General features: G+C 69.8%; 23 protein-coding genes and 2 tRNA genes. 21 read left to right on the top strand and 4 right to left on the bottom strand.

Annotation, left to right across the window (positions count from 1 at the left end):
• Positions 1-52 precede the first annotated feature (52 nt).
• Positions 53-232: a hypothetical protein gene (locus AN216_RS18870; RefSeq protein ID WP_070197934.1), complete on the top strand. Its 180-nt coding sequence runs from the start codon at positions 53-55 to the stop codon at positions 230-232.
• Between the two features lie 35 nt (positions 233-267).
• Here AN216_RS18870 and AN216_RS18865 read toward each other — a convergent pair whose 3' ends face one another.
• Together AN216_RS18865 and AN216_RS18860 are read right to left on the bottom strand one after the other, a co-directional pair.
• Positions 268-834, bottom strand: coding sequence for a CGNR zinc finger domain-containing protein (locus AN216_RS18865; RefSeq protein ID WP_070197885.1), 567 nt, complete (start codon positions 832-834; stop codon positions 268-270).
• Between the two features lie 249 nt (positions 835-1,083).
• Entirely contained in the window at positions 1,084-1,497 is a 414-nt protein-coding gene (locus AN216_RS18860; protein ID WP_003959770.1) for an SsgA family sporulation/cell division regulator, read from the bottom strand.
• 190 nt (positions 1,498-1,687) lie between these two features.
• Here AN216_RS18860 and AN216_RS18855 point away from each other — a divergent pair, with 190 nt between their 5' ends.
• The 6 genes from AN216_RS18855 (at position 1,688) to AN216_RS18830 (ending at position 5,795) form a co-directional block, all read left to right on the top strand.
• Complete coding sequence (locus tag AN216_RS18855) at positions 1,688-2,104, top strand: TIGR02611 family protein (RefSeq protein WP_420855769.1); 417 nt, start codon at positions 1,688-1,690, stop codon at positions 2,102-2,104.
• Positions 2,105-2,141: 37 nt separating this feature from the next.
• Positions 2,142-2,213 (top strand) — tRNA-Val (locus AN216_RS18850).
• 82 nt (positions 2,214-2,295) lie between these two features.
• Positions 2,296-2,769, top strand: a complete 474-nt coding sequence (locus AN216_RS18845) for an SRPBCC family protein (protein ID WP_420855768.1) — start codon at positions 2,296-2,298, stop codon at positions 2,767-2,769.
• 39 nt (positions 2,770-2,808) lie between these two features.
• Positions 2,809-2,883: transfer RNA gene (locus tag AN216_RS18840), tRNA-Val, on the top strand.
• A gap of 251 nt (positions 2,884-3,134) precedes the next feature.
• Complete coding sequence (thrS, locus tag AN216_RS18835; RefSeq protein WP_070197884.1) at positions 3,135-5,117, top strand: threonine--tRNA ligase; 1,983 nt, start codon at positions 3,135-3,137, stop codon at positions 5,115-5,117.
• A gap of 129 nt (positions 5,118-5,246) precedes the next feature.
• Positions 5,247-5,795 (top strand): HIT family protein, encoded by a 549-nt coding sequence (locus AN216_RS18830; protein ID WP_070197883.1) that lies wholly within the window; start codon positions 5,247-5,249, stop codon positions 5,793-5,795.
• Positions 5,796-5,855: 60 nt separating this feature from the next.
• Here AN216_RS18830 and AN216_RS18825 read toward each other — a convergent pair whose 3' ends face one another.
• On the bottom strand, positions 5,856-7,595 hold the full coding sequence (locus AN216_RS18825; protein WP_070197882.1) for a hypothetical protein: 1,740 nt from the start codon (positions 7,593-7,595) through the stop codon (positions 5,856-5,858).
• Between the two features lie 142 nt (positions 7,596-7,737).
• Positions 7,738-9,936, bottom strand: a complete 2,199-nt coding sequence (locus AN216_RS18820) for an elongation factor G-like protein EF-G2 (protein ID WP_070197881.1) — start codon at positions 9,934-9,936, stop codon at positions 7,738-7,740.
• Between the two features lie 242 nt (positions 9,937-10,178).
• Here AN216_RS18820 and pgsA point away from each other — a divergent pair, with 242 nt between their 5' ends.
• The 14 genes from pgsA (at position 10,179) to secD (ending at position 22,666) form a co-directional block, all read left to right on the top strand.
• Positions 10,179-10,955, top strand: coding sequence for a phosphatidylinositol phosphate synthase (gene pgsA, locus AN216_RS18815; RefSeq protein WP_170843168.1), 777 nt, complete (start codon positions 10,179-10,181; stop codon positions 10,953-10,955).
• Positions 10,952-11,887 (top strand): phosphatidylinositol mannoside acyltransferase, encoded by a 936-nt coding sequence (locus AN216_RS18810; RefSeq protein ID WP_070197880.1) that lies wholly within the window; start codon positions 10,952-10,954, stop codon positions 11,885-11,887. The genes pgsA and AN216_RS18810 overlap by 4 nt, the downstream gene beginning before the upstream one ends.
• On the top strand, positions 11,884-13,047 hold the full coding sequence (locus tag AN216_RS18805) for a glycosyltransferase family 4 protein (RefSeq protein ID WP_070197879.1): 1,164 nt from the start codon (positions 11,884-11,886) through the stop codon (positions 13,045-13,047). The genes AN216_RS18810 and AN216_RS18805 overlap by 4 nt, the downstream gene beginning before the upstream one ends.
• Before the next feature lie 29 nt (positions 13,048-13,076).
• Entirely contained in the window at positions 13,077-13,628 is a 552-nt protein-coding gene (locus AN216_RS18800; protein WP_070197878.1) for a hypothetical protein, read from the top strand.
• A gap of 184 nt (positions 13,629-13,812) precedes the next feature.
• Positions 13,813-14,730 (top strand): pyridoxal 5'-phosphate synthase lyase subunit PdxS, encoded by a 918-nt coding sequence (pdxS, locus tag AN216_RS18795; RefSeq protein WP_070197877.1) that lies wholly within the window; start codon positions 13,813-13,815, stop codon positions 14,728-14,730.
• A 562-nt stretch (positions 14,731-15,292) separates the two neighbouring features.
• A complete protein-coding gene (locus tag AN216_RS30295; RefSeq protein WP_244502528.1) occupies positions 15,293-15,526 on the top strand; it encodes an SRPBCC family protein in 234 nt (77 codons plus the stop codon).
• A complete protein-coding gene (locus tag AN216_RS18790; protein WP_420855767.1) occupies positions 15,523-15,816 on the top strand; it encodes an SRPBCC family protein in 294 nt (97 codons plus the stop codon). Before AN216_RS30295 ends, AN216_RS18790 begins: the two co-directional genes overlap by 4 nt.
• A gap of 313 nt (positions 15,817-16,129) precedes the next feature.
• Complete coding sequence (pdxT, locus tag AN216_RS18785; protein ID WP_070197876.1) at positions 16,130-16,720, top strand: pyridoxal 5'-phosphate synthase glutaminase subunit PdxT; 591 nt, start codon at positions 16,130-16,132, stop codon at positions 16,718-16,720.
• A gap of 57 nt (positions 16,721-16,777) precedes the next feature.
• Positions 16,778-17,530: a YebC/PmpR family DNA-binding transcriptional regulator gene (locus AN216_RS18780; protein ID WP_070197875.1), complete on the top strand. Its 753-nt coding sequence runs from the start codon at positions 16,778-16,780 to the stop codon at positions 17,528-17,530.
• A gap of 167 nt (positions 17,531-17,697) precedes the next feature.
• The gene (gene ruvC, locus AN216_RS18775; protein WP_070197874.1) at positions 17,698-18,264 is read left to right on the top strand and encodes a crossover junction endodeoxyribonuclease RuvC; all 567 of its coding nucleotides are present in this window, start codon (positions 17,698-17,700) and stop codon (positions 18,262-18,264) included.
• The gene (gene ruvA / locus AN216_RS18770) at positions 18,261-18,890 is read left to right on the top strand and encodes a Holliday junction branch migration protein RuvA (protein WP_070197873.1); all 630 of its coding nucleotides are present in this window, start codon (positions 18,261-18,263) and stop codon (positions 18,888-18,890) included. The genes ruvC and ruvA overlap by 4 nt, the downstream gene beginning before the upstream one ends.
• A 105-nt stretch (positions 18,891-18,995) precedes the next feature.
• Positions 18,996-20,126, top strand: coding sequence for a Holliday junction branch migration DNA helicase RuvB (gene ruvB / locus AN216_RS18765; protein ID WP_070197872.1), 1,131 nt, complete (start codon positions 18,996-18,998; stop codon positions 20,124-20,126).
• A 161-nt stretch (positions 20,127-20,287) separates the two neighbouring features.
• Complete coding sequence (yajC, locus tag AN216_RS18760) at positions 20,288-20,773, top strand: preprotein translocase subunit YajC (RefSeq protein ID WP_070197871.1); 486 nt, start codon at positions 20,288-20,290, stop codon at positions 20,771-20,773.
• Positions 20,774-20,899: 126 nt separating this feature from the next.
• On the top strand, positions 20,900-22,666 hold the full coding sequence (gene secD / locus AN216_RS18755; RefSeq protein WP_070197870.1) for a protein translocase subunit SecD: 1,767 nt from the start codon (positions 20,900-20,902) through the stop codon (positions 22,664-22,666).

Here is a 22,666-nt window from a genome sequence, read left to right as displayed (position 1 = left end):
CTGGCGTGTTGCGTGAGGTGTGGCAGTCGGGTGCGCGATCATCACCCGCGAGATGCCGCACACAACGCAGAACCGCGCAGGCGGTTTGGACGAGCCACCCGCCGAACCGCTGCTGCCAGCCGAGAGCCGTGGGTGCCTCTTCGCGCTCTCCCAACCGCCTCTGATGCTTTTCCTGGCGGTGATCGGTGCCTTGCTGGCCATCACCGGCGGCCATGATCTCTTCCTGCTGTGACCCAGCCGGTGCCCCGCTCCGTCCCAGGGCTCCGGTCAGTTGGCGCTGTCCGAGGACTCGCGTTGCCGCGCTCGATACGCGGCGACGTGCAGACGGTTGCCACAGGTGCGGCTGTCGCAGTAGCGGCGGGAGCGGTTCCGGGAGAGGTCGACGAAGGCACGGGGGCAGTCCGGGGCCTCACAGCGGCGCAGCCTGTCGCGTTCCCCGGCGACGATGAAGAAGGCCAGCGCCATACCGCCGTCGGCGGCCAGATGGTGGGCGACGGAGGCGCCGGGCGCGAAGTAGTGCACGTGCCAGTCGTAGTCGTCGTGGTTGGTGAGCTGGGGCGTGGTGCCGGCCTCCGCCACCAGTTCGTTCACCAGCTCCGAGGCGGTACGCGCGGAGTCGGCCGCGAAGATGCGGGCGAACCGCTCGCGGACCGAGCGCACGTCCGCCACGTCCCGTTCGGTGAGGTCGCCGACGTCGCTGAGGGCGTTGCGTTTCACGAACGCGCACAGGTCGGCCACGGAGACGAGCGCGTCCGGTGCGTCTCCCTCGGGCGCCGTGTTGAGGAGGTCGACCACGTCGTCGAGTGCGCACCGGGTGTCGTGGTTCATCTGCACCGTGGGTCTCCCGGGCGTTCAGGGTCCGCTGGCCTCTGAGCCTAACCGGTTCAGGGCGCGACAGCGCCGCCATCGCCTCTTGACGATGGCGGCGTAGTAGACGCGAGTGCGCTGGTTTGCCGGTGGATGCTGCCGGGAGGGCGAGGAGGTGGTCGGTTTCGCCGTGGCGTCGTTGTCGCTGGTCGTACGGGCGGCCCGCGGTGCTCAGCCGTCGCCCCGAGTCGGACGGCTGAGTCGGGCGGCCCTACCTCAGCTTTCCGCGAGGATGTGGGAGAGTTCCGTGTCCAGGTCGAAGTGACGGTGTTCGGTGCCCGGTGGTACCGCGGCGTCGGTGCGTTTCAGGAACGATTCGAGGGCGCGCGCTGGCGCCTCGAGCAGAGCCTCACCCTCCGGGGAACTGAGGGCGATGCAGACCACACCCTGCCCGTGGCTGCGGGACGGCCACACACGGACGTCTCCGGTGCCGGTGGGTCGGTGTAGCCCCTCCGCCAGGAGATCGCGGGCGAAGACCCATTCGACCGTCTCCTCGGCGCCGGTGTGGAAGGTGGCATGCACGGCATAGGGATCGGCCGTGTCATACCGCAGACCCGCGGGTACAGGCAGTGATGACTCGCTTGATACAACGAGGCGCAGGTGCAGCTCGCAGCTGACCGTGGTGTTCATAAGCGCCAGGGCCTTTCGCTCAGTGTGCGCTCGGGGGTTCGCACGTCGGCGAAATCGACATGCCACCTACCAGCCGGTTGTAAACCCCTCTGACCGATTTGTGAAGGTTCGGGTCGCTCATTTGGCCGAGTCGAAGGTCATTTCGTACGGCCGGACGAGTGAAGCACCCTCGATCCGGTAGGTTTCCGGCATGGATGCCGAGACCGCCGCCACGGATACCAAGACGAAAGTCGCAGGTGTGCAGCACGACATCATGGACGGGGGAGACAAAGATAAGGGTGCGGACCCTGACATCAGCGTCGACACGAACGAGGGCGATAAGCCGCTGGGCTCACGAGCGCCGCGATTCGTCCAGGCCAGCCGCCCGCTGCACCTGAGCTGGCAGATCGGGGTTTTCGTCGTAGGGCTCGCCGTGGTCATCGCCGGCGTGGCCATGCTGGTCTTTCCTGGCCCCGGGTGGTTGACGATCTTCGCCGGGATGGCGATCTGGGCTACCGAGTTCTCCTGGGCACAGCTGGTGATGCGCTGGACGCGGCGCAAGCTCGCGGCCGGGACGGAGTGGTGGAAGCGACGCCGGGCGGATCGTAAGGCGCGCAAGGGGGCTTGAGCACCCGTGGACATGGGGTAACGTAGCAGCCACGACAGGGCGATTAGCTCAGCGGGAGAGCGCTTCGTTCACACCGAAGAGGTCACTGGTTCGAACCCAGTATCGCCCACTCGCAGCCTGGCCATCCGATCGTGAGTGGCCGCCGGTCCGGTCGGGTGAACGTCCGCCCGCGCCGGTCGTGGGAGCACTTCATGGGCATCCGCTGGCACTACTACGAGTTTCACGCGGTATGGCGGCTGTCGGCCACGCCTGCCGAGGTGTACGCCGTGCTGGCGGACGCCGAGCGGTATCCCTCCTGGTGGCCCCAGGTGCGTGAGGTGTACCCGCTCGACGGGGATGCCGGGATGGCATGTTTCCGGTCGTTTCTGCCCTACGAACTCCGCGTCACCGCTCGCGCACTGCGACGCGACGAGGCGACGGGCGTCCTGGAGATGGCCATGACCGGTGACCTTCAGGGGCACGTGCGCTGGACGATCGCGCGGGACACCGCCGACCCACGACTGGTCCGGGCGGAGTTCGATCAGTGCGTCGAGGTGCGCAAGCGGTCACTGCGGTGGTTCGCGTTGCCCGGACGACCCCTGTTCCTGGCGAACCACGCGCTGATGATGCGGGCCGGACTGCGTGGGCTGCGGCGGAGACTGGCACATGGTTTGGATGAAGCCTGATCGACACGGTATGGTTCTGCTCGTGCCCAGCGCACACGGGGGCGATTAGCTCAGCGGGAGAGCGCTTCGTTCACACCGAAGAGGTCACTGGTTCGAACCCAGTATCGCCCACCAGCACTCGGCCGGTCCGCCAACTCGCGGGCCGGCCGCGGTCGTTCTCCCGTGGTGCGCCACCGCTCCCGCGGCGCCTCGCCGGTGCTGCCGTCGGTGCCGCTGACGTGCCCCGGCCATCCCCGCCGACGACTCCCGGCTGTTTCGCGGTCCGGGGGTGGTGCTCGGTACGATTCCAGCGCGCGCCGAGGATGCCGGCGCGACCCCGCGGTGCCGTGCCAGCGCGGGCCGACCCAGAGTGTCAGGAGAAACCGGTGGCAGATGTCCGTGTGCTCGTCCAACGCGATTCCGAGCGGGAAGAACGCGTGGTGACGACGGGCACCACGGCCGCCGAACTCTTCGCCGACGACCGTTCCGTGATCGCCGCCCGGGTGGCCGGGGAGCTCAAGGACCTGGCGTACGAGGTCGGGGACGGCGACACGGTGGAAGCGGTCGCGCTGGAGAGTGAGGACGGCCTGAACATCCTGCGCCATTCCACCGCGCACGTGCTGGCACAGGCCGTCCAGGAGTTGTTCCCGGACGCCAAGCTCGGGATCGGCCCGCCGATCAAGGACGGCTTCTACTACGACTTCGACGTCGAGGAGCCGTTCACCCCCGAGGACCTCAAGCGCATCGAGAAGAAGATGCAGGAGATCCAGAAGCGGGGGCAGCGGTTCGTCCGACGCGTCACCACCGACGAGGACGCACGCGAGGAGCTGGCCGCCGAGCCGTACAAGCTGGAGCTGATCGGTCTCAAGGGTGCCGCCGCCGACGCGGCCGAGGGTGCCTCGGCCGAGGTCGGCGCGGGCGAACTGACCATCTACGACAACGTCGACGCCAAGTCCGGCGAGCTGTGCTGGAAGGACCTGTGCCGCGGTCCGCACCTGCCCAGCACCCGCGTCATCCCGGCGTTCAAGCTGATGCGGAGCGCCGCCGCGTACTGGCGGGGGAGCGAGCGGAACAAGCAGCTCCAGCGGATCTACGGCACCGCCTGGCCCACCAAGGACGAGCTGAAGGCCTACGTGGAGTTCCTGGCCGAGGCGGAGAAGCGGGACCACCGCAAGCTCGGCGCCGAGCTGGACCTCTTCTCCATCCCGGAGGAGGTCGGGTCCGGGCTGGCGGTCTTCCACCCCAAGGGCGGCATCGTGCGCCGGGTGATGGAGGACTACTCGCGCCAGCGGCACGAGGAGGCGGGGTACGAGTTCGTCAACACGCCGCACATCTCGAAGGCCAAGCTGTTCGAGACCTCGGGGCACCTGCCGAACTACGCCGAGTCGATGTTCCCGCCCATGGAGTTCGACGGGCAGGACTATTACCTCAAGGCCATGAACTGCCCGATGCACAACCTGATCTTCCGGGCGCGTGGCCGGTCGTACCGCGAACTGCCGATGCGCCTCTTCGAGTTCGGCACCGTCTACCGTTACGAGAAGTCCGGTGTGGTGCACGGTCTGACTCGGGCCCGTGGCTTCACACAGGACGACTCGCACATCTACTGCACCAAGGAGCAGATGCCCCAGGAGCTGGACGAACTGCTCACCTTCGTGCTGAACCTGCTGCGCGACTACGGCCTGAGCGACTTCTATCTGGAGTTGTCCACCCGGGGCGACTCCGAGAAGTTCATCGGCGCGGCGGCCGAGTGGGAGGAGGCCACCGAGGTGCTTCGGCAGGCGGCCGGCAAGCAGGGCCTGGAGCTGGTCATGGACCCGGGCGGCGCGGCCTACTACGGGCCGAAGATCTCCGTACAGGCCAGGGACGCCATCGGACGCACCTGGCAGATGAGCACCATCCAGGTGGACTTCCAGCAGCCCAAGCGGTTCCAGCTGGAGTACACCGCGGCCGACGGCTCACGAAAGCAGCCGGTGATGATCCACCGTGCGCTCTTCGGTTCCATCGAGCGCTTCTTCGCGGTGCTGCTGGAGCACTACGCCGGTGTCTTCCCCGCCTGGCTCGCCCCGGTTCAGGCGACGTGCATCCCGATCGCGGACGATCACGTGCCCTACCTCGAGGAGTTCGCCGCGCTGGCGAAGAGCCAGGGGCTTCGGGTGGAGGTCGACTCCTCCTCGGACCGGATGCAGAAGAAGATCCGGAACGCCCAGCGAGCCAAGGTGCCCTTCATGATCCTCGCGGGCGACGAGGACGTCGCTAACGGCGCGGTGAGCTTCCGGTACCGGGACGGCTCGCAGCGCAACGGCGTCCCCCGGGACGAGGCGGTGGCGGAGCTGCTGGCGGCCGTACGGCAGGGGCCCCAGCCCGCTTAGCGCGGACGGCGATGAGGAGTCGCACGGAGTCGGCCTCGGTCGATTCGCCTGACCACCGGCGGATACGACCGTGGCCGACGGTCTCGGGCCCCCGAAGCTCACGACGAGCGGGCGCCATATGCTTGCCGTATGACGAGCGAGCCGGAGCAGCAATTCGGGGTCGGGGCGCCGGACGCGTTCCAGCGCCTGTGGACGCCCCACCGCATGGCGTACATCCAGGGTGAGAACAAGCCAACCGGGGCGGGCCCGGGGGATGAGTGCCCCTTCTGCACCATCCCGACCAAGAGCGATGAGGACGGGCTGGTGCTCGCCCGTGGCGCGCAGGTCTACGCGGTGCTCAACCTCTATCCGTACAACGGCGGTCACCTGATGGTGGTTCCCTTCCGGCACGTGGCGGACTACACGGACCTCTCCTTCGAGGAGACGGTCGAGCTCGCGGAGTTCACCAAGCGGGCGATGACGGCACTGCGGACCGCATCCGGGGCGCACGGTTTCAACATCGGCATGAACCAGGGCGCGGTCGCGGGCGCCGGTATCGCGGCCCATCTGCACCAGCACATCGTGCCCCGCTGGGGCGGCGACACCAACTTCATGCCGGTGGTGGGCCACACGAAGATCCTGCCGCAACTGTTGGCGGACACCCGCCGGTTGCTGGCCTCGGCCTGGCCGGCGAGCTGAGCCGCACGCCACGCACCGACCCGGGCGGCTACCCAGGCCGGCGCGTGGCGGCACGTCGGCTCAGGCGTCGTAGTTGTCCGCCTTACGTGGCTCGGCACCCGGAATCGATCCGCTGAGAGCCTTCGAACCGGAGCCGAACTGCGTGGTGTCACAGCCGTGTTCGTCCAGCACCCGGATGGCGGCGGCGTGCACCACACGAAGCACGGGCGTCGCGGCCCGGAGCGCGTCGTCCGCCATGAAGCGGTGCCGCCACGGCTTCTCCGCCCACGTGTGCCGCACTCCGAACGGTTCCGGGAGCGTCAGCTTGCCGCCCAGGTAGTCCAGCACGGCGGGGAACCAGGTGAACGGTGCCCGCACCGCGAGCCGTACCACCTCGGCCGCGCTGACCAGAGGCAGCTGTACGTCCTTGGTCTCCCAGAACTTGACGCTCTTGGACACCGTCTTGGTCTTCGGCGAGGGCTTGGTGGTGAACAAGCGGTGCACCGGACCGAGGGCGTTGCCGGTGACCTCGATGCGCAGGGTGTGGTGCAGGACGGTCACCGAGATCAGGTACGTCAGGACCAGTTGCCCGTCCCACAGGACGAACTGGGTGCCGAGGTAGTGTCGGTTGCCACTGCCGAACTGCTGTTCGTTGCAGATGCGCTGGATCTCGAAGGTCTTGACGCGGTAGGCGTCCGTCTCGGAGTCCGTCTCCGTGCGCGACACCTCCTTGGCCCCTTCACCGATCGGGGTGACGACCCAGTGCCGTACGGTCGGGGTCGGGAACCCACCGGTGTGCAGCGGGCCACGCTCCAGCATCCGCAACTGGTCATGGATCGCGCGCACGACGTCCCAGCTGCGGAAACCGTCGATCTCGCGACCAGGGTCGCTGGGCACCAGCTCCTCGGCCAGCTGCCAGCTTCCCCAGCGGGTGCCCATGCCGAGGATCCCCTTGGGGCCGGCGTAGAAGACGATGTTGCTGCGTTGCTCGGCGGACAGCTTCGCCAGACTCAGCCGAATCCGCTCGGCACCCTCGTCGCCGGGGTCCTGTGGCACCGTCTCGGGCACCTTGGGGCCGACACCGCTGCCACCGAGCAGGGCGTCCCAGTGGCCGCGGAGGCTCTTGGCGTAACGCTCCGACACCTGCTTGGCGATCCACCAGCCCACGATGGGCGCCACCGGCATGGCGAGCAGGTACAACAGCCAGAGCCCGGTCATCGGCAGCTGGATCGCCGCCACCGCCGCGATCACGACCAGCGCGGCCAACACGGCCAGCACCACGGCGCCCACGGACGCGGCGAGGCCGCCGGCCCCGGAGAGCGCCGCCAGCTTGGCGACGGCCAGTGACTTCTCCCGCTTGCCGTTGATCCGGGACAGCGTCCGACGCAGTTGGAAGAAGATCAGCCAGAGCAGCGAGCCCGGCAGGAACAACAGGCCAAAGATCGCCGTCACGACGGTGAGACGCGTGTCCCGCTCCTTGCGGATACGGGTCGCCGCCAGGCAGTGCTCCACCACCGTCTGGGGCTCCGTACCGAAGGACTGGATGACGGGCTTGCGTGCCCCGCCGAGCAGGCGTACCTGCACCGCACGGGCGAACGCCTCGCCGAGGTTCGGCTCGAAGAGGGAGAACCGCGCGGCCTTGAAGCCGCTCTCCTCGTTGGCCGCGAGCAGGTCCGAGACCGGGCCGTCCCGGTAGGCGGCGGAGGCCAACGCCTGGGTGGCCGCGGTCTGTCCGGCCGAGCCGGAGAGCGGGACCTCCGCGCCGGGACTGAAGTCGAGCGAAGGGACCTCGCTCTCCTCACTGCTGAGGTCGTCGAACACTGCGTCCCCACCCTGCTGCCGAGATGTCGTGTACGTCCGCCGGGCGCGCCCCGTTGTTCAGTCCGCCATGTGCCCCCGGAGTTGTTCCCAACCTCCGAGGCACGCACACCCGTTGCGCGATGCCCCTACAGCGTAGCGTCGGTCAGCCGCCGTTCCGGCGTGCGTCGAGGATCCTCTCCGCCAGGTGTTCCGGCATCGGCTCGTGCCGCAGATACGCCCGGGAGAACCGTCCCGTGCCGTGCGCGACCGATCGTAGGTCCACCGCGTACCGGCCGAGCTCCGCCTCCGGGACCTCCGCCCGTACGCGGGTGTCGCCGCCCTCGGTCTGCTCGGTGCCGCTGACTCGGCCGCGCCGACCGGAGAGATCGCTCATCACCGGGCCCACGTACTCGTCGGCGACGGTCACCTGCAGGTCCGCCACCGGCTCCAGCACCCGGACCCCGGCGTTCGCGGCGCACTCCCGCAGCGCGAGGGCGCCGGCGGTCTGGAAGGCCGCGTCCGAGGAGTCCACCGAGTGCGCCTTGCCGTCCAGCAGCGTGACCCGTACGTCCACCAGGGGGTGACCGGTGGCCACGCCCTTCGCCGCCTGGGCACGCACCCCCTTCTCCACCGACGGGACGAACTGCCGCGGCACGGCCCCGCCGACCACCTTGTCGACGAACTCGATCCCGGAGCCGCCCGGCAAGGGTTCCACGCTGATCTCGCAGATCGCGAACTGCCCGTGCCCACCGGACTGCTTCACGTGCCGACCACGCCCCGTCGCGGGCCCGGCGAGGGTCTCCCGCAACGGCACCCGATGCGGTACGGCGTCCACCGCCACCCCGTACCGCTCGCGCAGCCGCTCCAGCGCGACCTCCCGATGGGCCTCGCCCAGGCACCACAGCACCACCTGGCCGGTGTCCTGATTCTGCTCCATCCGCATAGTCGGGTCCTCCGCGGCCAGCCGGGAGAGCCCTTGGGAGAGCTTGTCCTCGTCCGCCTTGCTGTGTGCCGTGACGGCCACCGGCAGCAGCGGCTCCGGCATCACCCACGGTTCCATCACCAGCGGATCCCCTCGGGCGGACAGGGTGTCCCCCGTCTCGGCGTGGGCGAGCTTCGCGACGCAGGCCAGGTCCCCGGCGATCGCGCTGCTCAGCGAGCGCTGCTGCTTCCCGAACGGGGTCGAGAGGGCTCCCACCCGTTCGTCCACGTCGTGGTCCGGACGGCCCCGGTCCGCCAGACCGTGTCCCGAGACGTGCACCGTCTCGTCCGGACGCAGCGTGCCGGAGAAGACCCGGACCAGAGAAAGCCGGCCGACGTACGGGTCCGAGGAGGTCTTCACCACCTCGGCGGCCAAGGGCCCCGCGGGGTCGCAGGACAACGGGGCGTGTGGCGCTCCCCGGGGTGTACGCACCCCGGGCACCTCGCGCTCACGTGGGTCGGGGAAGCCCCTGGTGATCAGCTCCAGCAGCTCCAGGGTGCCCATGCCCTGCTGGCCGCCGTCCGCCGCGGGCGCGGCGGCCAGCACCGGATGGAAGGTGCCGCGTGCGACGGCCTTCTCCAGGTCGTTGGTCAGCGTCCCGACCTCGCACGACTCCCCGGCGAGATAGCGGTCCATCAGCGCCTCGTCCTCGCTCTGCGCGATGATCGCCTCGATCAGCTCGTTGCGTGCCTCCTCCAGGCGGGAGTGCTGGTCAGCGGGCGGCTCGTACTCCTGCCGTACGCCGTCGGCGTACTGGAACGACCGGCGGGACAACAGCCCGAGCAGCCCGGTCACCGGAGCGTGCCCGGACCCGTCGGGCTCGCCGGAGGTGGGGAGGTAGAGCGGCAGCACGGTGTCCGGGGCGTCGTCGCCGAGCAGCTGCCGGCAGCGCTCCGTCATCTCGGCGAAGTCCGAGCGTGATGCCTCCAGATGGGTGATGACCAGGGCCCGTGGCATGCCCACGGCGGCACACTCCTCCCAGGTCAGCTTGCTGGCCGCGGTGATGCCGTCGGAGGCCGAGACCACGAACAGCGCCGCGTCGGCAGCTCGCAGTCCGGCGCGCAGCTCGCCGACGAAGTCGGCGTATCCGGGGGCGTCCAGCAGGTTGATCCGGACGCCCTCCCACTCCACCGGTATCAGTGACAGCTGTACCGAACGCTGCTGCCGGTGCTCGATCTCGTCGTAGTCGGAGAGGCTTCCGCCGTCCTCCACCCGGCCGGCCCGGCGCACCGTTCCGGCGGCCTGGGCCAGGGCCTCGACCAGAGTGGTCTTGCCGGAACCACTCGGTCCCACCAGCACGACGTTCCGCAGACCGGCGGGCTGGTCAACCGTGTGCGCTCGGCCAGCGGCTCCGGGGAGAGTGGTGGTCTTGTCGCCCATGTGTCCCGCCCTTCGGTGGCACGTGCTGGACTGGAGCCGCGAACACCGCGACTCCTCGAGCTTTCCACCGTCCGCACGGCTCGTCCATACGTCGCGACGGCACCGTCCGCCAGCGGACCGGCGGGCTCCGTGGCGCGAGTATGGGCATACGCCTTCGCGGTCCGCGGTGGGCGCCTGACTACGATGGCCCCCACCCGGTGGCCCGCCGGGGTGACCGTACGTATCGACCCTTCGGGAAAGCCATGCTGAACAAGTACGCGCGTGCCTTCTTCACGCGTGTTCTCACGCCGTTCGTCACCCTGCTGCTGCGTCTCGGGGTGAGTCCGGACACGGTAACCCTGGTGGGCACGGGTGGTGTGATCGCGGGTGCGCTGGTCTTCTACCCCCTCGGAGAGTTCTTCTGGGGCACGGTCGTGATCACCCTCTTCGTGTTCTCGGACCTGGTGGACGGCAGCATGGCGCGCCGACTGGGCCGGTCCAGCCGGTGGGGGGCCTTCCTGGACTCCACGCTCGACCGGGTCGCCGACGCCGCGGTGTTCGGCGGGCTGGCGCTGTGGTACGCGGGCCGGGGCGACGACCTGATCCTGTGCGCGGTCGCGCTCTTCTGCCTCGCCAGTGGCCAGGTGGTCTCGTACACCAAGGCACGCGGGGAGAGCATCGGTCTGCCGGTACGGGTCAACGGGCTGGTCGAACGGGCGGAGCGGCTGGTCATCTCGCTGGTGGCGACAGGTCTGGCTGGCCTGCACGCCTTCGGGGTGCCGTACATCGAGGTCCTCCTGCCGATCGCGCTGTGGCTGGTAGCCGTCGGTTCGCTGATCACCCTCGTACAGCGGATGGTCACCGTGCGCCGTGAGGCCGCGGAGGCGGACGCGGCCGAGACGACGGGCACGGAGTCCGCGGAGCCGGCAGAGTCCGCGGAGTCCGCGGAGCCGACGGGCGAGACGTCGACGCGGAAGGCCGGGGCACCAGAGGACGCCGATGTCCCACCCGGCTCGGAGGAAGCCGGGAAGGAGGCGTGAGGTCCGCTGCCCGGGAGCGTCTCGCGGGCTCGCTGTACGGCCTCGGCTGGGCCGGGGTCCGACGGCTCCCCGAGCCGGTCGCGGTGGCGCTGGGCCGGCGGATCGCCGACGGCGCCTGGCGGCGCCGGGGCGTCGGCGTCCGGCAGTTGGAGCGGAATCTGACGCGGGTCGTACCACATGCCGGCCCGGCGCGGCTACGAGAGCTGTCGCGGGCCGGCATGCGTTCCTATCTGCGGTACTGGATGGAGTCCTTCCGGCTGCCCGCGTGGAGCGACGGGCAGATCTCGCGGAACGTCCACATAGAGGACGCGTACCGGCTCACCGAGGGAATCGCCTCCGAGCGGGGCGTGATCCTCGCGCTGCCGCACCTGGCGAACTGGGACCTGGCCGCCGCCTGGGTCACCACCCATCTGCGGACGCCGTTCACCACCGTCGTCGAGCGCCTGCGGCCGGAGCCGTTGTACGACCGCTTCGTGGCCTACCGCGAGGGTCTGGGCATGGAGGTGCTGCCGCACGACGGACGCTCCGCGCTCGGGACGCTCGCCCGCCGCCTGCGGGGCGGTGGACTCGTCTGCCTGGTCGCCGACCGGGACCTGTCCGATACCGGGCTGCCGGTGAGCTTCTTCGGAGAGTCGGCGCGGATGCCGGCCGGTCCGGCGCTGCTGGCCCAGCAGACCGGGGCGCTGCTGTTTCCCGTCACCCTCTGGTTCGAGGAGACGCCGCGGCTGCGCGGCCGGGTGCATCCGGCGGTCGAGGTGCCCGACGTGGGCACCCGACGGGAGAAGGCGGGAGCGATGACGCAACAGCTGGCCGACGTGTTCGCCACCGGGATCTCCGCGCACCCGCAGGACTGGCACATGCTGCAGCCGTTGTGGGTCGCGGACCGCTCGGCGGGGGAGGAAACGGGTACACGTGACAGGGAGGGCACATGAGGATCGGGATGGTCTGCCCGTACTCCTGGGACGTGCCCGGCGGCGTCCAGTTCCACATCCGGGACCTCGCGGGGCACCTGATCCAGCAGGGACACGAGGTGTCCGTGCTGGCGCCCAGCGATGACGAGCAGCAGCTCCCCTCGTACGTCGTCTCCGCGGGTCGCGCGGTGCCGGTGCCGTACAACGGCTCGGTGGCCCGGCTGAACTTCGGCTTCCTTTCCGCGGCCCGGGCACGACGCTGGGTGCACGAGGGAGACTTCGACGTACTGCACGTCCACGAGCCGGCGACCCCCTCGCTCTCCTTGCTGACCTGCTGGGCCTCCCAGGGACCCATCGTGGCGACCTTCCACACCTCGAACCCGCGCTCCCGGGCGATGGTGGCGGCGTATCCGATCCTGCAGCCGGCCCTGGAGAAGATCAGCGCGCGGATAGCGGTCAGCGAGTACGCGCGGCGCACGTTCGTCGAGCATCTCGGGGGCGACGCGGTCGTGATCCCGAACGGCGTGTCGGTCGACTTCTTCGCCCACGCGTCACCGAGACCGGAGTGGCAGGGCGGCACGATCGGTTTCATCGGCCGTATCGACGAACCCCGTAAGGGACTGCCGGTGCTGCTTCGTGCCCTGCCGCGCATCCTGGAGGCGCACCCGGAGATTCGGTTGCTGGTCGCGGGGAGGGGCGACCGGGAGGAGGCGATGGCCCATCTCCCGGCGGAGTCCCGGGAGCGGGTCGAGTTCCTCGGGGTGATCAGTGACGAGGACAAGGCGCGGCTGCTGCGTAGCGTGGATCTGTACGTCGCGCCGAACACCGGCGGGGAGTCGTTCGGCATCATCCTGGTGGAGGCGCTATCCTCGGGCGCGCCCGTGCTCGCCAGCGACCTGGACGCGTTCGCCCAGGTGTTGGACGGGGGCACGGCCGGCCGCCTCTTCGCCAGCGAGGACTCCGACGCGCTCGCGAACGCCGCCAGCCGGCTGCTGGGTGATCCGGAGGCCCGCGCCGAGCTGCGGCGCCGCGGAAGCGTCCACGTCAGTCGGTTCGACTGGCCGAAGGTCGCCGCTGACATCCTCTCCGTCTATGAGACCGTCACCGATGGTGCCGCATCGGTCGCCCCCGACGAACGCGCCGGATTCCGCGCTCGGCTCGGCCTGGCCGCGCGGGACTGACCGGCCCGCGCGCAGAAGCTGGAGCAGCCTTGATCGGCCTGATCTGGATCGTCGTCGTACTCCTGCTGATCACCGTCTATCTCAGCTGGACCGCCGGCCGGCTGGACCGCCTGCACACCCGGGTAGACGCCGCGCGGGCCGCCCTGGACGCCCAACTGCTGCGGCGCGCCTCGGTCGCTCAGGAGCTGGCGACCGCGGGCATTCTCGATCCCGCCGCCTCGATGGTGCTCTACCAGGCCGCGCATGACGCGCGGCAGGCGCAGGAGGAGACGCGGGAGGTGGCGGAGAGCGCTCTGAGCCAGGCCCTGCGGGCGGTGTTCGCGGAGCGGCGCCAACTCGAGGCCGTACGCGGCGCGCTGGGCGGCGGCACGACCGCGGACGAACTGGCCGCGGCGGTACGCCGGGTGCCGATGGCCCGGAGGTTCCACAACGACTCCGTACGAGCGGCCCGGGCGCTGCGGCGACACCGCAAGGTGCGCTGGTTCCGGCTGGCCGGGCACGCGCCGGCGCCCCTGGCCTTCGAGATGGACGACGAGCCACCGCCGGTGTTGACCGACCGGGCGGATGACGCGTCCCGCTGAGCCGGTGCCGGGCGAGTGACGGATGCCACAGCAGCGCTCAGGACCGGCCCAGCGGACCGATTGTGCAGGCCACCGTGCCGCGATTGGCCCTTTCCGGCCGCCGGGCCGTTCGGGGAACCTGGTCGCGCGAACTTACGATGGTCGTGTCGAACCGTCGTCTTCCCCCGTCGAGTGAGGTCGAACCGTGTCCAGCACATCCTCCGTCCCGTCCGGCAGCGCACCCGAGACCGGCACCGCCCGCGTCAAGCGCGGCATGGCCGAACAGCTCAAGGGTGGCGTGATCATGGACGTCGTCACCCCGGAGCAGGCGAAGATCGCCGAGGACGCCGGCGCCGTCGCGGTGATGGCGCTGGAGCGGGTCCCCGCGGACATCCGCCAGGACGGCGGGGTGGCGCGCATGTCGGACCCGGACATGATCGACGGCATCATCTCGGCCGTCTCCATCCCGGTGATGGCCAAGTCCCGCATCGGGCACTTCGTGGAGGCGCAGCTGCTGCAGGCGCTCGGGGTCGACTACATCGACGAGTCGGAGGTCCTCACCCCGGCCGACGAGGTCAACCACAGCGACAAGTGGTCCTTCACCACCCCCTTCGTATGCGGCGCCACGAACCTCGGTGAGGCCCTGCGGCGCATCGCCGAGGGCGCGGCCATGATCCGTTCGAAGGGTGAGGCCGGCACCGGCAACGTCGTGGAGGCGGTGCGGCACATGCGGCAGATCAAGGCGCAGATCGGTCAGTTGAGGGCGCTGGACAACCACGAGCTGTACGCCGCCGCCAAGGAGCTGCGGGCGCCGTACGAGCTGGTGCGGGAGGTCGCCGAACTGGGCAAGCTGCCGGTGGTGCTGTTCTCCGCCGGCGGCGTCGCCACCCCTGCGGACGCCGCGCTGATGCGGCAGTTGGGTGCGGAGGGCGTCTTCGTGGGTTCCGGGATCTTCAAGTCCGGCGACCCGGCCAAGCGCGCCGCGGCGATCGTGCGGGCCACCACCTTCCACGACGACCCCAAGGTGGTCGCGGACGCCTCCCGTGGCCTCGGCGACGCCATGGTCGGGATCAACTGCGACACCCTCCCGGAGACGGAGCGCTACGCCTCGCGCGGATGGTGACGGTCGCGGTTCCGCCCCGGTTGGCCGCGGCGTCCAGCGCGATCGGCGGGGTCTGCTGATCCCGCCGACGCTGGCGGCCGGCTGATCCTCCGCCCGGCGATCCTGGAACACGGTATCGGCGAGGGGTCGTGCACGACATCGCCAGCGCAGACGGCTTCCCGAGCGCCATCGCGGGGTTCCGCGACGCTGTCGTACGCGGACGAGCTGGTCCGACGGGTCAGTTCGTCCGCCGGGCCGCGGCGATTCGTCTCGCCGCCCGTTGATTGACATGCAACCAAAAGATTGCCTATCGTCGCTGCTGTGCACAGCTCGTACGAGGCGCTTGCAGGGCCGTGCTTGGTGAACTCCGTGACCGGGACGATCAGACATTGTTCGAGCCTGGGGTCACTTGGCGGCGAGTATGTTCTCGGGTTCTCCACAACGGGCCGTTCGCGACCCTTGATCCGCTGGAGGCGACCGGGTCCGTGAGTGCTGTCACAGACGGTTGCCGCGAGCCTCACTCCATCACACGCCGTTACGCGCGGCCTCCGCGCGCTGACCCGATCAGGACTCAGGAGCGACCATGTCCGGCGACCAGGGGTACGGAACGCTAGAGAGCATCGACGGTAGGCCGGCGCTTCGATTCGAGCGCCTGATCGCTTACCCGATCGAGCGCGTCTGGCAGGCAGTCAGCGTGCCGTCCGAGCTCAGGAAGTTCTTCCCGGGGGCGGCCGACTGGACGCCGATCAGCGGCGAGTCCATCGACCTCGGGGAGCGGTTCTGGAGGTCGTCGAAGTCGATGCCCCCCACCTGTTGACCTGGAGCCTGGGTGGTCAGTCGCAGAGCTTCGAACTGGTCGAGGAGTCGGGTGGGTGCCGGCTGACCTTCACCCACGTCATCGATGACCTGCCCGCCGCGCAGACCGCGACCGGTTGGGAGATCTACCTCTCCCGGCTCGAGCCGCATCTGGCCGGTGGCCACCTTTCAGACGAGGAGGCGCACGGGTCGTGGAGGGAGATCCACGAACTCTACGCGCGGAGTTTCGGGGTTGATCCCGAGCCGGGACGTCGGTGGGCGGAGCAGAACCTTCCCGCCGAGGCGGTGTGAAGCTCTCCACCAGCCTGCTTGGCGGCGTGGAACCACTCCTCCCGTCTTCGTCGTCTGTGGCAGTGCCGGCATAGGTCAGCGAACAAGACATTCGTTATCCTGGACCACGACATCAACCGCGGCGTCCTCCCGGATTCGGAGTACCGCGCCTCGGGCGGTTGATGGCCCGGACCTGGTCCGATCACCCTGCGCTCATGCTTGAGCCGGGTCCGTTCGGGGCGTCGCGGCGGACGGGCGCGAACCGCGCGCGGCACACCGCGTAACCCCGCGTCCGTAACCGCACCCGCATCCGTACCCGCAAGGGAGGTCACCCGTGAGCGAGCCCCTCATCGGCGTTCTCGCCCTCCAGGGCGACGTACGTGAACACCTCGCCGCGCTGAGCGGCGCCGGCGCGCGCGCTGAGCCGGTGCGCCGTCCGGAGGAACTGGCCGAGGTGGACGGGCTCGTGCTGCCCGGTGGCGAGTCCACCACCATGTCCAAGCTGGCCGCCGTCTTCGGACTGCTGGAACCACTGCGTGCCCGAGTCGCGGCGGGGATGCCGGCGTACGGCTCCTGTGCCGGCATGATCATGCTGGCGGACAAGATCCTGGACCCGCGCTCCGGGCAGGAGACCGTCGGCGGCATCGACATGATCGTGCGGCGCAACGCCTTCGGTCGGCAGAACGAGTCCTTCGAGGCGCCGCTGGACCTGGCGGACGTGGACGGGGAGCCGGTGCGGGGCGTGTTCATCCGGGCGCCGTGGGTCGAGTCGACCGGTGCCCGGGTGCGGGTGCTCGCGCGCTACGAGGGCCACCCGGTGGCCGTGCGCCAGGACCGGCTGCTGGCGACCTCGTTCCACCCGGAACTGACCGGAGACCACCGGGTACACGCGCTGTTCGCGAGCATGGTGCGGGCGGCGGGATGACGCCCGGACGGTAGGATCTGCCGATGGATCTGTCGCTGACGTCGAAGGAGCAAGGCTGTGTCCGGCCACTCTAAGTGGGCAACCACCAAGCACAAGAAGGCCGTGATCGATGCCAAGCGCGGCAAGCTCTTCGCCAAACTGATCAAGAACGTGGAGGTTGCGGCCCGTACGGGGGGCGCCGACCCGGAGGGCAACCCTACGCTCTACGACGCCATCCAGAAGGCGAAGAAGAACTCGGTCCCGAGCAAGAACATCGACAGTGCCGTGAAGCGCGGCGCCGGGCTCGAGGCGGGCGGTGCCGAGTACGAGACCATCATGTACGAGGGATACGGACCGAACGGCGTCGCCGTACTCATCGAGTGCCTGACGGACAACCGCAACCGCGCGGCCTCCGACGTGCGGGTCGCCATGACGCGCAACGGCGGCTCGATGGCCGACCCGGGCTCCGTCTCCTACCTGTTCACGCGCAAGGGCGTGGTCCTGGTGCCCAAGGGCGAACTGGGAGAGGACGACGTGTTGGACGCGGTGCTCGACGCCGGCGCCGAGGAAGTCAACGACCTGGGGGAGAACTTCGAGGTCATCAGCGAGGCCACGGATCTCGTGGCGGTACGCACGGCGCTGGTTGACGGGGGGATCGACTACGAGTCCGCCGACAACAGCTTCCTGCCTAGCGTCCAGATCGAGTTGGACGAGGACGGCGCGCGCAAGATCTTCAAGCTGATCGACGCGCTGGAGGACAGCGACGACGTGCAGAACGTCTTCGCGAACTTCGACGTCTCGGACGACGTGCTGGCGAAGGTCGACGCCTGACGCCGGTGCCGTGGCGCGCGCACGCTCCCCGGCCTCCCGCTCTGCCGCGGGGCGTTGTCAGTGTCGACGGCTAAGGTCGTGGCCGACGGAACCGTGCCGGAGGTGGGCCACCCCGGTGGTGGCTGAGGCCGACGGACGGAGATCGCCGGAAGCGAGGGGAGTGTGGTGTGCGCGTTCTTGGGGTCGATCCCGGGCTGACCCGTTGCGGTGTCGGCGTGGTCGAGGGCACGGCCGGACGACGGCTGAGTATGTGCGCGGTCGGCGTGGTGCGTACGGAGTCCGGCGCGGCGATCGCCGAGCGGCTCGTCCACATCGAGCGGGGCATCGACGGGTGGTTGGACGAGCAACGGCCCGAAGTGGTCGCCGTGGAGCGGGTGTTCAGCCAGCACAACGTCACCACGGTGATGGGCACCGCTCAGGCCAGCGCGGTCGCCATGCTCTGTGCCGCGCGTCGTGGGCTCCCCGTCGCACTGCACACCCCGAGCGAGGTCAAGGCCGCCGTCACCGGGACCGGTAGGGCCGGCAAGGACCAGGTCGGCGCCATGGTGACGCGGCTGCTGCGGTTGCAGTCGCCGCCCAAACCCGCGGACGCCGCCGACGCGCTGGCGTTGGCCATCTGCCACATCTGGCGGGCACCGGCGCAGCACCGTCTGCAGCGGGCGAACGCCGCCGTCCGTACCCCGGGCCCCGCCTCCGGCAGGGGCGCCGGCTCATCGAAGGGCAGCACCGTATGATCGCCTTCGTCGCCGGCCCAGTGGCCTCACTCGGCCCGGACACCGCCGTGCTCGAGGTGGGTGGTGTCGGCATGGCCGTGCAGTGCACCCCGGACACCCTCGCCGGCCTGCGCGTCGGCGAACACGCCAGACTGGCCACCTCGTTGGTGGTGCGGGAGGACTCGCTCACGCTGTACGGCTTCCCGGACGACGACGCGCGTCGGACCTTCGAGGTGCTGCAGACCGCCAGCGGGGTAGGCCCGCGACTCGCCCAGGCCATGCTGGCGGTACACCACCCCGACGCGCTGCGGTTGGCGGTCTCGACGGGGGACGAGAAGGCGTTGACGGCGGTCTCCGGGATCGGCAAGAAGGGGGCCCAGAAGCTTCTGTTGGAGCTGCGGGACCGGCTCGGCGAACCGGTCGGCGGCACCGCCGTGGCACGCCCGGCGCCGTCGGCCGCCGCTCCGGAGCCCTGGCACGAACAACTCCTCACCGCCCTGGTGGGCTTGGGATACGCCCGCCGGGAGGCCGAGGGCGCCGTCCAGGCCGTCTCGGGACAGGCGGCCGAAGCCAGCAGGGACGGCGGCACACCGTCGATGCAGCAGCTCATGCGGGCCGCGCTGCAGACACTGAACCGCGCGCGGTGAGCAGCCGGTCCACGAGTCGCCCCGGGCGGCTCCGCAGCGCCCTCGCCGAGCCGCCCGCCCCGTACGAACCCTCCGCACGCCCCCGACCGACCGAGGCTGACGAGCATGAACCGGGATGAGACCAGCGAAGCCCCATCGACCGGGGACAGCACCGCCGCACCAGCCGCGGGCGTGCCGGCAGCGGGCGACGAGCGTCTGGTGGCGGCCTTCGCCGACGGGGAGGACCAGGCCGTCGAAGCCGCGTTGCGCCCCAAGGACCTGGGGGAGTTCATCGGCCAGCGCAAGGTCCGCGAGCAGCTGGACCTGGTGCTGCGGGCGGCTCGCGCCCGAGGGTCCACCGCGGACCATGTGCTCCTCTCCGGTGCCCCCGGGCTGGGCAAGACCACCCTCGCCATGATCATCGCGGCGGAGATGGCGGCACCGATCCGGATCACCTCCGGACCGGCCATCCAGCACGCCGGTGATCTCGCGGCGATCCTCTCCTCACTGCAGGAGGGCGAGGTGCTCTTCCTGGACGAGATCCACCGGATGTCCCGTCCCGCGGAGGAGATGCTCTACATGGCGATGGAGGACTTCCGGGTCGACGTGATCGTCGGCAAGGGACCGGGAGCGACCGCCATCCCGCTGGAGCTCCCGCCGTTCACCCTGGTGGGCGCCACCACCCGGGCGGGACTGCTGCCTCCGCCGCTGCGGGACCGTTTCGGGTTCACCGCGCACATGGAGTTCTACGAACCACCCGAGCTGGAAAAGGTCGTGCATCGTTCCGCCGGGTTGCTCGAGGTGACGACGGACGAGGAGGGCGCGGCGGAGATCGCGGGACGTTCCCGGGGCACGCCGCGGATCGCGAACCGACTGTTGCGCCGGGTCCGTGACTACGCCCAGGTCAAGGCAGACGGCCTGGTGACCCGGGACACCGCGGCCCGGGCCCTGGCGGTGTACGAGGTGGACGAGCGCGGTCTGGACCGGCTGGATCGCGGCGTGCTCCACGCCCTGCTCAAACTCTTCGGGGGAGGCCCGGTCGGACTGTCCACCCTCGCCGTGGCGGTGGGTGAGGAACGGGACACGGTGGAGGAGGTCGCCGAGCCGTTCCTCGTACGGGAGGGGCTGCTCGCCCGGACGCCCAGAGGACGGGTCGCCACCCCCGCGGCCTGGGCCCACCTCGGGCTGGCACCGCCGCGACAGAGCGGCTCCGGTGCACCGGGCGGGGCGGGGCAGGGCGGGCTGTTCGAAGCTTGACGGTGCGGGGACTCGCCGGGACAGGAACCTGAGTGCCATGCTTGACGTTGTTCCATTGGCGACAGCTCGCTTAGACTCCGCCGACGTCGTCCGCCCCGGACGGCGCTCCGCCCCCGAATAAGTGGCCGCACCCGCGGTCGTACGAAGGACTTCTCTCCGCCGTGAATATCGTGACTCTCCTCCCCTTCATCGTGCTCATCGGGGCCATGTTCCTGATGACCCGGTCCGCCAAGAAGAAGCAGCAGAAGGCCGCCGAGATGCGGGACCAGATGCAGCCAGGCACCGGTGTCAAGACGATCGGAGGCATGTACGCCACCGTGTTGGAGGTCCGCGATGACGCGGTGCTTCTTGAGGTGGATGAGGGCACCCACGCCCTCTACGCCAAGAACGCCGTAGCCGTGGTCCTCGAGCCGGAGGAGTACGACCGCATCGTCCACGGCGAGCCGAGCGATCTCAAGACCGCTGACGCCCCGGTCGTACCGGACGACGCCTCGGAGCTCACCGAGGCCGAGGACGGGGAGGACGACGGGAAGATCGATCTCGGCAAGCGGGCTGACTCCGCCGCGGACGACGAGCTCGAGGACGACGAGGACGCCCCGACGCCGGGCAAGGGTGGCCAGAGCAAGGGCGACTCCGAGGCCAAGTAGCGCCCGCTCCGCCGGCCGGCTCTCGACCCCGGCGGGCAGAGACACCTGTAGACCACTTCGCGTGCCGCGCCGCGATGGGCCCTGCTCTTGGTCCATCGCGGGCGGTTGGACAGGAGACACGACAAGGTGGCAGCACCGAAAAAGGGCCGCAGGTCCAAAGGGGGCTACGGGAAGCCGGGGCGGGCTCTGCTGGCTCTCCTGGCCCTGATGGTGGCGCTCACGGGTGGGATGTTCCTCTCTGGTGAGACGACTCCGCGGTTGGGCATCGACCTCGCTGGCGGCACCAGTATCACGCTCACGGCCAAGGAACAGCCCGGGGGCGAGGACGCGATCAATCCGACCAACATGAGCACCGCGGTCTCCATCATCGACAGCCGGGTCAACGGTCTCGGCGTCTCGGAGGCCGAGGTACAGACTCAGGGTGAGGAGAACATCGTTGTCAACATCCCCAAGGGGACGAACGAGAAGCAGGCTCGTGAGCAGGTCGGCACGACGGCGAAGCTGAAGTTCCGGCCGGTGCTGACCATCGCGCAGTCCCAGCCACCCGAGAAGCCGAGTCCGAGCCCTTCCAAGTCCGGTGACTCGAAGGACGAGAAGCAGGACCAGGACAATAAGCAGGACCAGGGCGACGCCTCGGAAGCCACCCCGTCCGCCGGGGCCGACAGTCAGGGCCGGGCCGTCACCGACGGGTTGACGGACAAGGACGACCCGGAGGGGTCGCAGAAGACGCCGAAGCAGCCCTCGCAGCCGCCGATGCCCAATCCGAACGCGCCACCTCCCGGAGCCGGCATCCCCAAGGACCTGCAGAAGGACTTCGCGAAGCTCGACTGCTCCACACCGAAGGCCCGTTCGGAGGCGGCCCGGGAGGCCGCCCAGACGAAGGCGAGCGAGCCGGTCCTGACCTGTGACCAGGAGCAGCCGGTCAAGTACGCCCTCGGCCCGGTCGCTGTCCAGGGCAAGAACGTCGACGAGGCCAGCGCCGCGCTGGACCAGCAGCAGGGCGGCTGGATCGTTCAGATGTCCTTCGGGGACAAGGGCAGTAAGCAGTTCGCCGACATCACGGGCGAGCTCGCGCAGAAGCAGCAGCCGCAGAACCAGTTCGCGATCGTCCTGGACGGCGAGGTCATGTCGGCCCCGTCGGTGAGCGAGCGACTGGCCGGCGACGCGCAGATCTCCGGTGACTTCAAGCAGGAGGAGGCCGAGGACCTGGCCAACATCCTGTCCTACGGCGCGTTGCCCCTGACCTTCGAGGAGAGCAACGTCACCACCATCTCCCCGTCGTTGGGCAGTGACCAGCTGGACGCGGGGCTGATCGCGGGCGGCATCGGTCTCGCCCTGGTGGTGCTGTATCTCGTCTTCTACTACCGGCTGCTCGGCCTGGTCGCTGTCGCGAGCCTCGGGGTCGCTGCCGTCCTCACGTACACGATCATGACCCTGCTCGGCCCGACCATCGGCTTCGCACTGAGCCTCCCCGCGGTGTGCGGCGCGATCGTGGCGATCGGGATCACGGCGGACTCGTTCATCGTCTACTTCGAGCGGGTGCGGGACGAACTCCGCGGGGGCCGTACGGTACGCCCCGCCATCGCGCGGGCCTGGCCGGACGCCAGACGGACCATCGTGGTGTCCGATGTGGTGTCCGTCATCGCCGCGGTGGTGTTGTTCCTTGTCTCCGTCGGCTCGGTGCAGGGTTTCGCCTTCGTGCTCGGGTTGACCACGGTTGTGGACGTCATCATCGTGTTCCTGCTGACGAAGCCGCTGATGACGTTCCTGGGCGGGCGCAAGTTCTTCGCCAGCGGTCGTCCGTGGTCCGGTCTCGACCCCAAGCGGTTCGGCAACCCCCCGTTGCGGCGCCGTCGTTCCACAGCCGCCACCTCCGAACCGAAGGAAGCGTGA

It is taken from the genome of Streptomyces oceani (assembly GCF_001751245.1).
In the GTDB taxonomy this organism is placed as follows: domain Bacteria; phylum Actinomycetota; class Actinomycetes; order Streptomycetales; family Streptomycetaceae; genus Streptomyces; species Streptomyces oceani.
Note: the sequence above shows the minus strand (reverse complement) of the source record. Positions and strands in the feature narration are given on the sequence as shown.